The organism is Micromonospora sp. CPCC 205561, from assembly GCF_036906775.1.
In the GTDB taxonomy this organism is placed as follows: Bacteria; Actinomycetota; Actinomycetes; order Mycobacteriales; family Micromonosporaceae; genus Micromonospora.
Window position 1 is genome coordinate 105,796 of sequence record NZ_JBAKHV010000010.1, and the last position, 10,588, is coordinate 116,383.

Consider the following 10,588-nt stretch of genomic DNA (forward strand, 5'->3'; position numbering starts at 1 on the left):
ACATGTCCTTCCGCCTGAGCTACCGGGCCGACCCGGGTAACCCGTGGTTCTCCTGGCAGTACGTGCGGGACAACTCTGACACGATCCTCGCCGCCGTGCGGGAGCACGCCTCGCTGACCGGTCGCGCGGTGCTGATCGCCGCCCTGATCGCGCTGCCGCTGGCGGTGGTCGCGTACTGGTACCGCTCGCTCGCCGGGCCGGTCCTGGCCTTCACCGGGGTGCTCTACACGGTCCCGTCGCTGGCGCTCTTCGCGTTCGTCGCCCCCTACCTGGGCATCGGCGCGGTGACCGCGCTCAGCGTGGTGGTCCTCTACGCGCTGCTGGTGATCGTCCGCAACGCCGTGGCCGGGCTCACCCAGGTGCCGGCCGAGGTCCGCGAGGCGGCGGAGGGGATGGGGTACGGCCGGTGGGGCCGGCTGTTCCGGGTCGAGCTGCCGCTGGCCCTGCCGGGCATCCTCACCGGACTGCGGCTGGCCACCGTCTCCACGGTGGCCCTGGTGACCGTGGGAGTGGTGATCGGGCGTGGCGGTCTGGGGCAGCTCATCTTCGCCGGCTTCCAGAACAACTTCTACAAGGCGCAGATCATGACCGGGACGCTGCTCTGCGTCCTGCTCGCCCTGGTGCTGGACCTGGCTCTCGCCGGCGCGGGCCGCCTGCTGACCCCCTGGCTGAGGCGGGCCCGGTGAGCGCGAGGAACGCAGCGCAGCGGAGTCCCGCAGTCGCGAACGGAGGGCCAGCCCCGGTGAGCGCGAGGAACGCAGCGCAGCGGAGTCCCGCGGTCGCGAACGGAGGGCCGGTCCGGTGAATCCGGTAGAGGCGGCGCTGGTCTGGCTCAACGACCCGCTGAACTGGACGAACCCGGGCGGAATCCTGGACCGGCTCGGCGAGCACCTGTCGATGTCGGCCGCGGCGGTGGCGCTCGGCTGCCTGGTCGCCTGGCCGATCGGGCTCTGGCTGGGGCACACCGGGCGGGGCGGCGGCCTGGTGGTGCTGGTGTCCAACGTCACGCTCGCCGTCCCGACGCTCGCCCTGCTCACCATCCTGCCGCTGACCTTCCTCGGTTTCGGCCGGCCGTCGGTGGTGGTCGCGTTGGCCGTCTTCGCGGTGCCGCCGCTGCTGGCCAACGCGTACACGGGGGTGCGACAGGCCGATCCGGAGGCCCGGGACGCGGCGCGAGGCATGGGCTTCTCCGGTTGGCAGCTGCTGCGCCGGGTCGAGCTGCCGCTGGCGGTGCCCTACCTGGCGGCGGGGTTCCGCACGGCGGCGGTGCAGGTGGTGGCGACCGCCGCGCTGGCGTCCTTCGTCAACGGCGGCGGCCTGGGTCAGATCATCCGCGCGGGCTTCGGGCTGGACATCGCCGCGGGCGGCGGCCAGATCCTCGCCGGCGGCCTGCTGGTGGCCGGGCTCGCCGTACTGCTGGAGCTGGTGCTGGCCATGGTCGAACGGCTGGTCACGCCGCGTCCGCTGCGCTCCGGCGGGCGCCGGGCGAGGCGCCGGGCGGCGCAGGCGGTGGCCGGCGGCTGAGTCACCCGGCCGGGACGCGCGGCCGGCGGGGGAGGGTGCGGTGCCGGCGCTGGCGCGGCTGACGTCCGGTGACGATCCGGTGACAAACGTTGCCTCGGGTTGTCGCACCCCCGCGGAAGATGTTGGGGTGGGAGACCGTGGGTGATCGGAAGCGGTCGCCCGGCGGAGACAGCGGGCGGCCGAGCGGTGTGCCCGTCGGACACGCGGCCGGCCCGACAGGGTCGCGCCGGGACACGGAAGGCGGGCCTTGATGCGCGCACGTAGAGGTCTTGTGGTCGGTGCGGTGGGAGCCCTCGCGGCGGCGGGGTTGCTGACCGGATGCGGCGACGCCGGCTCCTCCGGCACCGACGCCCCGGAGCAGGCGGCCTCCGGGGCCGGCTGCGCCCCGGTCGCCGGTGACCAGCTGGTCGTCCTCGATGACGACAAGAAGCTCCAGAACACCGACAACGTGATCCCGGCCGTCAACGCCGACGCGGCGAACCCGCAGCTGATCGCGGCGCTGGACAAGGTCTCCGCCGCGCTGGACACGCCGAAGCTGATCCAGCTCAACAAGGCCGTCGACGTGGACCGCAAGACGGCGCAGAAGGCGGCCGAGGAGTTCGCCGCGGCCAACGGCGTCACGGCGGGGATCGCCAAGGGGCCCGGCGGCCGGATCGTGATCGGCGCCGGCAACTTCACCGAGAGCCAGATCCTGGCCGAGCTCTACAAGATCGTCCTGACCGCCGCCGGTTACGAGGCCAAGGTGCAGCAGATCGGCAACCGCGAGCTCTACGAGCCGGCCCTGGAGAAGGGCGAGATCCAGGTGGTGCCGGAGTACGCGGCGACCATGGCGGAGTTCCTCAACACGAAGGCCAACGGCAAGGACGCCCAGCCGGTCTCCTCGCCCGAGCTGGAGAAGACCGTCGCGGCGCTCAAGGCGGGCGGCGACAAGGTGGGCATCGTCTTCGGCACGCCGGCCGCCGCGCAGGACCAGAACGCCTTCGCCGTGACCAGGGCGTTCGCCGACAAGTACGGCGTCGGCACGCTCTCCGAGCTGGCCGCCAAGTGCTCCGGTCAGGCCACCGTGCTGGCCGGGCCGCCGGAGTGCCCGCAGCGGCCGAAGTGCCAGGCGGGGCTCGTCCAGGTCTACGACTTCAAGGCCGGCTCGTTCAGCTCGCTGGACCAGGGCGGCCCGCAGACCAAGAACGCGCTGAAGACCGGCGCGGCCAGCGTGGGCCTGGTCTTCTCCTCGGACGGCGCGCTGGCCACCGGCTGATCCACCGCGCGGGCCCGCGCCCGACCCACGCGGGTGGGCGGGCGACGCGACGGGGCGAAGGGGCCGGTCGGCCTCTTCGCCCCTTTTCGAGCTGGGGCAGGGATCGGTAGGCTGCGGACCCATGCCAGCCCCGGTCGCCCGCGCCGACAAGCGCAATCCGCAGCTGCTCACCGTGCTCTTCTGGGTCGGTGTCGCCCTGGCGCCGGTGGCGGCGTTGATCCTGCTCGTCGCCGACGGCAACGGCCCGCTGCGGTTCGCCGCCGTGCTCGCCATCGTGGCCGTGGTGTTGATCGGCCTGTCGATCGCGCTGCGTGTCGACGGCGCGGACCCGGCCCGCAACGAGGAACTGCTGGACGAGATCGACCGGCTCCGCCGCGAGCTGCGCGGCGAGATCGTGGCCGCCGCCCAGCGCGGCAACCAGGCGCTCGACGAGGCCCAGCGGGCCCAGGAGGCGGTCAGCGCGCTGCGTCGGCGGCTTGACGCCAGCAGCGCCGCGCTGGCCGGGGTGGACGAACCGGCCGGTGCCGGCCGGGCCCGGGTCTCCGCCGACGACGCGGTCGCCGGCCGGGGTGGGGTGCCGGACCACGACGACGCGGCGCCCCGCCGGGGCCAGGACGACGCGGCCCACCGCCGGGCGCGCGACGAGCGGGAGGACGCGGAGCCGGCCCGCCGACCGCAGCCGGTTCCACGCGGCGAGCGGGGCACGCCGGGCCGGGCCGACGGGTACGGCGCGCAGCGGCCGACCGGCGGGAGCGCAGGGGCGTACGCGCCGCGACCGGCCGCCGCCGGTGCCGCCGGGGTGTACGGCGCGGCCCGGCCGGCGGAGCCCGGGAGCGAGCGCGAGGCCCGCCCGCTCGGGGTGGTGCGGCACACCGAGACCGTGCACGTCACCACCCGGCACACCATCGTGGACGGCGCCCCCTCCGCTCCCGGCGAGCGGGACGCCCGGTACGGCGGCGGGTACGCGGCACGCTGGTCGCCGGCGCCGCAGGAGCGGCCGTGGCCCGCCGGGGCGGACGAGGGGCCCTGGCCCGGGCACGGGTACGGCGACCCGGACGACCGGCCCCGCCGCGACGACGACCCCGGACCCCGCCGGGGCGACGACGGGCCGTGGCCGGCCTCCGCGACCGCCCGGGACGACCGGCCGCCCCGGGCGGGCCGCCCCGAGGACGGCGGGTGGTCCGCCCGGCGCGGGCAGTGGTCGGGGCAGCGGGACGACCGGTGGGACGACCACCCGGGACGGGGCGAGGCGGAGGGGCCGGCCCGGTCCGCGCCGGCCGGGCAGCCGGGCCACGGCCGGTCGTACCGGCCCGACGAGACGGGGGCGGAGAGCGGCGAGTACTGGTCGCAGCTGCGCGCCGGCGACCGGTGGGCCGCCGTACGGGACGACGAGCGGGGCCGGGAGCTGCGGGTCGGCGAGCGGCGTGCCGAGGTGCACGCGGACGCCACCGGCACCGAGTACCGGGTGGCCGACCGCTGGGCGTCGGTCCGCCGCGACGAGCCGGAGGGGGGCCCGGAGCGGGCCGACGGCGGGTGGCACGGCGGCTGGCCCGAGCCGGAGGGCCCGCCGGCCCTGCCGGTCGGCGGGGTGCCGGTGCCCGACGAGTGGCGTCCGGCCCGCGAGTGGGAGCAGCGGCCCGACGCCGGCCGGCCCGGGGCGTACCGCGCCCGTCGGGCGGAGCCCGAGCCGGAGCGGTACGGCCGGCGGCAGGAGGAGCAGCACGGTCACCCCCCACGGGACGAGGTGCCCCGCCAGGGCGGCACCCGCTCCGTCGACCGCTGGCGCTGACCCCGGCGGCACCCGGTGCCGGCGGCCCCGGGCTACTTGTCGATGTCGCCGACCACGAAGAACATCGAGCCGAGGATGGCGATCAGGTCCGGCACCAGGCAGCCGGGGAGCAGGGTGGCCAGGGCCTGCACGTTCGCGTACGAGGCGGTGCGCAGCTTCAGCCGCCACGGCGTCTTCTCGCCCCGCGAGACGAGGTAGTAGCCGTTGATGCCGAGCGGGTTCTCGGTCCAGGCGTACGTGTGCCCCTCGGGCGCCTTGAGCACCTTCGGCAGCCGGGTGTTGATCGGCCCGGTGAGCCGGTCCACCCGGTCCAGGCACTGCTCGGTGAGGTCGAGCGAGGCGTACACCTGGTCGAGCAGCACCTCGAAACGGGCGTGGCAGTCCCCGGCGGTCTTCGTCACCACCGGCACGTCCAGCTGGTCGTAGGCCAGGTAGGGCTCGTCGCGGCGCAGGTCCAGGTCGAGGCCGGAGGCCCGGGCGACCGGCCCGGACGCGCCGAACGCGGCGGCGTCCGCCGCGGAGAGCACCCCGACGCCGACCGTGCGGGCCAGGAAGATGTCGTTGCGCCGGATGAGGTTGTCCAGGTCCGGCATCCGCCGGCGGACCTCGGCGACGGCGGCCCGGGCCCGGCCGGTCCAGCCGGCGGGCACCTCCTCCTTGAGCCCGCCCACCCGGTTGAACATGTAGTGCACCCGGCCGCCGGAGACCTCCTCCATCACCGCCTGGATGGTCTCCCGCTCGCGGAACGCGTAGAACATCGGCGTGATCGCGCCGATCTCCAGCGGGTAGGAGCCGAGGAACATCAGGTGGTTGAGCACCCGGTTCAGCTCGGCCAGCGCCATCCGCAGCCAGGTGGCCCGCTCCGGCACCTCCATGCCCATCAGCCGCTCCACGGCGAGCACCACGCCCAGCTCGTTGGAGAAGGCCGAGAGCCAGTCGTGCCGGTTGGCCAGCACGATGATCTGCCGGTAGTCGCGGACCTCGAAGAGCTTCTCCGCGCCCCGGTGCATGTAGCCGACGACCGGCTCGCAGGCCACCACCCGCTCGCCGTCGAGCACCAGCCTGAGCCGGAGCACGCCGTGCGTGGAGGGGTGCTGCGGCCCGATGTTGAGCACCATGTCGGTGCCGAGCTGCTCACCGCCGGCCCCCGTGCCGACGGTCAGCTCGCGGAGGTCGCCGGCGTCCGTGGTCATGACCGTCATCGTGCCATGAACCGCTCGGGGTCGACGCCGACCGGTTGCCGCAGCCACCAGTGCCCGCCCAGGCCGGCCGGGTCGGTCAGCTCGGCAACCGCCGACGCGGCGGCGAGCGCCCGCACGTACCCGGCCGGGTCGGCGGCGGCCAGGCTCAGCGGCGGTCGCCCGCCGTCGGCCCCGAGCGCCCGCAGCGCCTCCCGCTGCGACACCAGGTCGTACGCGCAGCCGGCGACCGCCGCGCCGGCGGAGGCGACCGAGTCCACGGCGACGTGCGCGGTGACGTCGGTGGTCCCGTCGGTCACCGGCGGCACCTGCCGCCCACCCCGGTACCCGGTCAGGGTCCCGTCCAGGGGCCGGTCGTCGCGCAGGTGCCCGTAGTCGACGGCCAACGCCAGCCCCCGGTCGACGTGCCGTACGGCGTCCGCCCAGGCCTCGTCGCGGGTCCTGCCGATCTCGGCGAGCCCGTCGACCGGGCCGGGGTCCTGCCACCAGGCGGCGAGCCACGCGGCGTCGGCGGCGTCGACCGGGTCGCCCACCGACTCCACCCGGGTCGCGGGATCGACCGTCAGGTAGCGCCAGCCGTCCGACGTGCGCACGGCCCGGTCGAGTGGGACGTTGTCCAGCCACTCGGTGGCCAGCAGCAGCCCGGTGATCCGCTCGGGGAACTCCGCGGTCCAGTGGATCCCGGCCGGCAGTTCCCCGGGGCGGGGGGCCCGTTCGACGGCGGTGAGCCGTACCCGTCGGGCCAGTGGCACCGGGGCGGGGGTGGCGGGCTGCGGCGGCCCGGCGGCGATCCGCGCGAGCAGCGACCGGAGCAGTTCGCCCCGCCCGGCGCCGACGTCGACCACGTCCAGCCGGGCCGGGTGTCCCAGCGCCTCGTCGAGCTCAGCGAGCAGGCGCAGGACGCAGGAGGCGAACACCGGCGAGGCGTGCACGCTGGTGCGGAAGTGCGCGGCCGGCCCCGGGCCGGCGACGAAGAAGCCGCCCGGGCCGTAGAGGGCCCGTTCCATCGCGTCCCGCCAGCGGATCGACATCAGTTCATGCTCCGTTCAGCCCGCGTCACCGTGCCGACCCTACGGTCAGCGGTCATGAGACGACTGTTCATCCCCGCCCTCGCGGTCGTACCGCTGCTGCTGGCCGGCACGCCCGCGCCCGCCGCACCGGCCCGGACCGGAGCCGGCGACGGGCCGCGGGCGGTCCGGGCGGCGGTCGAGACGCCCTCGCTCTTCGACGACGCCGCCGGTGGCGACGCGGACGCCGACGACCCGGCGATCTGGGTGCACCCCACCGACCGGGCGGGCAGCCTGGTCGTCGCGACCGCCAAGAACGGCGGCCTGCGGGTGTACGACCTGCACGCCCGGCAGCGGCAGGCGATCGCCACCCCGCCGGCGCCCGGCCCCGGCGACGAGGCGGGCCGGTTCAACAACGTCGACCTGGTGACCGGCTTCCGGCTCGACCGGCGGCGGGTCGACCTGGCCGTGGTCACCGACCGGGGCCGGGACCAGCTGCGCTTCTACCGGATCGACCCGGCGACCCGGCGACTGACCGACGTCACCGCGCCCGACGTGCCGTACGCCTTCAGCCGCGACCAGGCCGAGGTCAACGAGCAGCGCACCGCCTACGGACTGGGCGCCTGGACCGCCCCCGACGGCACCGCCTACGCGGTGGTCAGCCGGCGCAGCACGCCCGAGGTGGGCCTGTTCCGGCTGGTCGAGCGGGCGGGCCGGGTCTCCTACCGCCCCGTGGACCGGCTGGCTCTGCCGTCGCGGTTCACCCTGCCGAACGGCGTTTCCTGGTCGCCGTGCACCGATCCCGGCGACGGGCCGCAGGTGGAGGGGACGGTGGTCGACCCGGCCACCGGCGTGGTGCACCTGGCCCAGGAGAAGGTCGGCCTGTGGCGGACCCGGCTGGCCGGTGGCCGCTTCGTCGGCGTCCCGGTGGCCGTGGAGCGGGTCCGCGAGTTCGGCGTCCCGGCCGCCTTCGACCCGGAGCTGGACGACTGCGTCACCGACCACTCCGCCGACCCCGGCTTCGGCGGCCGGATCGCCCAGGACGTCGAGGGGCTGACCGTCTACCGGACCGGCCGGTACGCCGGCACCCTCGTCGTCTCCGGCCAGGGCGACGACACCTTCCACACCTACGACCGGCGTACCGGCCGCCCCACGGGCCGGTTCGCGGTGGTGGACGGCCCGGTCGACGGGTCGCAGGAGTGCGACGGCGCGGCCGTGGTCTCCACCCCGCTGCCGGGCTTCCCCGGCGGGCTGCTGGTGGTGCACGACGGCCGGAACACCCCGGAGAGCGCGGGCGACGACGGGGACGCCCGCCCCGACACCAACTTCAAGTTCCTCGACGCCGGGTTCCTGCGCGCCGGCCGCTGACCCCGTACGCCGGGCCGCTCCGCGCCACCGGAGCGGCCCGGCACCGCGGGCGGTGAACGTTTTCACACATCCTTGTCCCGGTTCCGGGCCCCCGGCGCATACTTGCGATCGACCGGTACCCCTTCTCGAGGACTGGATCGTCGCCATGAGCGCACCCCTGCGCCCGCACCCGGCCGCCCCCTGCGGGGCCGCCGCGCCGGCCGCCATCCCCCGTCAGCTCTCCCTCGGCGTCGTCGGCGCCGGCCGGGTCGGCGCCGTTCTCGGCGCCGCGCTCGCCGCCGCGGGCCACCGGGTCGTCGCCGCCTCGGGCGGCTCCGGCGCCTCCCGGGCCCGGATGGCGCTGCTGCTTCCCGGCGTGCCCGGCCGCTCCGCCGCCGCCGTGGCCCGCGCGGGCGTCGACCTGCTGCTGGTCGCCGTGCCCGACGACGCGCTGGCCGGGGTCGTCGCCGCCCTGGCCGACGGGGGCGCGCTGCGCCCCGGCCAGGTGGTCGCGCACACCTCCGGCGCGCACGGCCTCGCGGTGCTCGCCCCCGCCGTCGCGGTCGGCGCCCGGCCGCTGGCCCTGCACCCCGCGATGACCTTCACCGGCGCGCCGGACGACCTCGCCCGGCTGGCCGGGATCTCGTACGGGGTGACCGCCCCGGCCGAGCTGCGCCCCCTGGCCGCCCGGCTCGTCGCCGACCTCGGCGGGGTTCCCGAGTGGGTCGGCGAGGCGGACCGGCCGCTCTACCACGCGGCGCTGGCGCACGGCGCCAACCACCTGGTGACCCTGGTCAACGAGGCGGCCGACCGGCTGCGCGACGCCGGGGTGTCCCACCCGGAGAAGGTGCTCGCCCCGCTGCTGCGGGCCGCCCTGGAGAACGCGCTGCGCCTCGGCGACGACGCGCTGACCGGACCGGTCTCCCGGGGCGACGCCGGCACCGTCGAGCGGCATTTGGCCCGGCTCACCGCCACCGCCCCCGAGTCGGTGGCGCCCTACCTGGCCCTGGCCCGCCGTACGGCCGACCGGGCCATCGCCGCGGGCCGGCTCCGGCCGGTCGACGCGGAGTCGCTGCTCGGCGTGCTCGGCGGCGACCGGCGGGAGGTGGCGGCGTGACCGGGCCGACGGCGGACGGCGGGAACCGGGGGCCGGAACTCGTGCACACCCGCGCCGAACTGGCCGAGGCGCGCAGCGGGCTCAAGGGCACCGTCGGCGTCGTGATGACCATGGGCGCGCTGCACTCCGGGCACGAGGCGCTGCTGCGGGCGGCCCGGGAGCGGGCCGACCACGTGCTCGTCACGATCTTCGTCAACCCGTTGCAGTTCGGCCCGAGCGAGGACTTCGACCGCTACCCCCGCACCCTCGACGCGGACCTGGAGATCTGCCGTCGGGCGGGCGCGGACGTGGTCTTCGCGCCCTCGGTGGCGGACATGTACCCGGACGGTCAGCCCGGGATCCGGGTGAACCCGGGCCCGCTCGGCGAGGACCTGGAGGGGCAGAGCCGCCCCGGCTTCTTCCACGGGGTGCTCACCGTGGTGCTGAAGCTGCTCCAGCTGACCCGCCCCGACCTGGCGTTCTTCGGTGAGAAGGACTACCAGCAGCTGACCCTCGTGCGGCGGATGGCCCGGGATCTCGACGTACCGGTCGAGGTGGTCGGCGTGCCCACCGTGCGCGAGCCGGACGGGCTCGCCCTCTCCAGCCGCAACCGCTACCTCTCCCCGGCCGAGCGGGAGGCCGCGCTGAGCCTGTCGGCGGCGCTGCGGGCCGGTGCCCGGGCCGCCGAGGCGGGCGGCGACGCCGGGGAGGTGCTGGCCGCCGCGCACGCGGCCTTCGGCGCCGGTACGCCCGGCGCGCGCCTCGACTACCTGGTGCTCGCCGACGCGGACCTGGAGCCGGGGCCGGTCGCCGGGCCGGCGCGGCTGCTCCTCGCCGCCTGGGTCGGCGCCACCCGACTGATCGACAACGCGGCGGTCCGGCTCGCCCCCCGTTCCTGAACCCCCGTCCTCCCCGCGCGAAAGGCGTTCCGATGCTCCGCACCATGCTCAAGTCGAAGATTCACCGGGCCACCGTGACCCAGGCGGACCTGCACTACGTCGGCTCGGTGACCGTCGACGAGGATCTGCTCGACGCCGCCGACCTGATCCCCGGCGAGCAGGTGGCGATCGTGGACGTCACCAACGGGGCGCGGCTGGAGACGTACGTGATCCCGGGCGAGCGGGGCAGCGGCGTGATCGGCATCAACGGCGCCGCCGCCCACCTGGTGCACCCGGGTGACCTGGTCATCCTCATCTCGTACGGGCAGATGGAGGACGCCGAGGCCCGGGCGTACCGGCCGCGCGTCGTGCACGTAAACGCCGACAACCGGGTCGTCGAGCTGAACGACGACCCCACCACCGCCGCCCCCGGCACCGCCGGCGCCCCCACCCCCAACCCCCTCGCCGCCCACTAACCCCACCCCCCCACCCC

10 protein-coding genes are annotated in these 10,588 nt (G+C 76.1%); 8 read left to right on the plus strand and 2 right to left on the minus strand.

Features of this window, described 5'->3' with window-relative positions; genetic code table 11:
- Nucleotides 1–2 precede the first annotated feature (2 nt).
- From V6V16_RS08885 to V6V16_RS08900, 4 genes are all read left to right on the plus strand, one after another.
- On the plus strand, nucleotides 3–686 hold the full coding sequence (locus V6V16_RS08885; protein WP_334561310.1) for an ABC transporter permease: 684 nt from the start codon (nucleotides 3–5) through the stop codon (nucleotides 684–686).
- Between the two features lie 115 nt (nucleotides 687–801).
- Complete coding sequence (locus tag V6V16_RS08890; RefSeq protein WP_334561312.1) at nucleotides 802–1,524, plus strand: ABC transporter permease; 723 nt, start codon at nucleotides 802–804, stop codon at nucleotides 1,522–1,524.
- A gap of 250 nt (nucleotides 1,525–1,774) precedes the next feature.
- The gene (locus V6V16_RS08895) at nucleotides 1,775–2,779 is read left to right on the plus strand and encodes a glycine betaine ABC transporter substrate-binding protein (protein ID WP_334561314.1); all 1,005 of its coding nucleotides are present in this window, start codon (nucleotides 1,775–1,777) and stop codon (nucleotides 2,777–2,779) included.
- Between the two features lie 121 nt (nucleotides 2,780–2,900).
- Nucleotides 2,901–4,568, plus strand: a complete 1,668-nt coding sequence (locus V6V16_RS08900) for a hypothetical protein (protein WP_334561316.1) — start codon at nucleotides 2,901–2,903, stop codon at nucleotides 4,566–4,568.
- A 32-nt stretch (nucleotides 4,569–4,600) separates the two neighbouring features.
- On the opposite strand, the gene V6V16_RS08905 is transcribed toward V6V16_RS08900, so the two are convergent.
- Together V6V16_RS08905 and V6V16_RS08910 are read right to left on the minus strand one after the other, a co-directional pair.
- Nucleotides 4,601–5,770 carry an NADH-quinone oxidoreductase subunit D gene (locus tag V6V16_RS08905; RefSeq protein WP_334561318.1) on the minus strand — a complete coding sequence of 390 codons (1,170 nt, stop codon included), beginning with the start codon at nucleotides 5,768–5,770 and terminating at the stop codon, nucleotides 4,601–4,603.
- The gene (locus V6V16_RS08910) at nucleotides 5,767–6,798 is read right to left on the minus strand and encodes an SAM-dependent methyltransferase (RefSeq protein WP_334561320.1); all 1,032 of its coding nucleotides are present in this window, start codon (nucleotides 6,796–6,798) and stop codon (nucleotides 5,767–5,769) included. The genes V6V16_RS08905 and V6V16_RS08910 overlap by 4 nt, the downstream gene beginning before the upstream one ends.
- A gap of 54 nt (nucleotides 6,799–6,852) precedes the next feature.
- On the opposite strand from V6V16_RS08910, the gene V6V16_RS08915 reads away from it, so the two are divergent.
- The 4 genes from V6V16_RS08915 (at nucleotide 6,853) to panD (ending at nucleotide 10,571) form a co-directional block, all read left to right on the plus strand.
- Nucleotides 6,853–8,142, plus strand: a complete 1,290-nt coding sequence (locus tag V6V16_RS08915) for a phytase (protein ID WP_334561322.1) — start codon at nucleotides 6,853–6,855, stop codon at nucleotides 8,140–8,142.
- Nucleotides 8,143–8,287: 145 nt separating this feature from the next.
- Nucleotides 8,288–9,238 (plus strand): Rossmann-like and DUF2520 domain-containing protein, encoded by a 951-nt coding sequence (locus V6V16_RS08920; RefSeq protein WP_334561324.1) that lies wholly within the window; start codon nucleotides 8,288–8,290, stop codon nucleotides 9,236–9,238.
- On the plus strand, nucleotides 9,235–10,116 hold the full coding sequence (gene panC / locus V6V16_RS08925) for a pantoate--beta-alanine ligase (protein ID WP_334561326.1): 882 nt from the start codon (nucleotides 9,235–9,237) through the stop codon (nucleotides 10,114–10,116). Before V6V16_RS08920 ends, panC begins: the two co-directional genes overlap by 4 nt.
- A gap of 32 nt (nucleotides 10,117–10,148) precedes the next feature.
- Nucleotides 10,149–10,571, plus strand: a complete 423-nt coding sequence (gene panD / locus V6V16_RS08930; protein WP_334561328.1) for an aspartate 1-decarboxylase — start codon at nucleotides 10,149–10,151, stop codon at nucleotides 10,569–10,571.
- Nucleotides 10,572–10,588: the final 17 nt, after the last annotated feature.

Coding starts and splice junctions, on each gene's coding strand:
- V6V16_RS08885 (WP_334561310.1), top strand. CDS start 3: ATGTCCTTCCGCCTGAGCTACCGGGCCGACCCGGGTAACCCGTGGTTC.
- V6V16_RS08895 (WP_334561314.1), top strand. CDS start 1,775: ATGCGCGCACGTAGAGGTCTTGTGGTCGGTGCGGTGGGAGCCCTCGCG.
- V6V16_RS08900 (WP_334561316.1), top strand. CDS start 2,901: ATGCCAGCCCCGGTCGCCCGCGCCGACAAGCGCAATCCGCAGCTGCTC.
- V6V16_RS08905 (WP_334561318.1), bottom strand. CDS start 5,770: ATGACGGTCATGACCACGGACGCCGGCGACCTCCGCGAGCTGACCGTC.
- V6V16_RS08910 (WP_334561320.1), bottom strand. CDS start 6,798: ATGTCGATCCGCTGGCGGGACGCGATGGAACGGGCCCTCTACGGCCCG.
- V6V16_RS08915 (WP_334561322.1), top strand. CDS start 6,853: ATGAGACGACTGTTCATCCCCGCCCTCGCGGTCGTACCGCTGCTGCTG.
- V6V16_RS08920 (WP_334561324.1), top strand. CDS start 8,288: ATGAGCGCACCCCTGCGCCCGCACCCGGCCGCCCCCTGCGGGGCCGCC.
- panD (WP_334561328.1), top strand. CDS start 10,149: ATGCTCCGCACCATGCTCAAGTCGAAGATTCACCGGGCCACCGTGACC.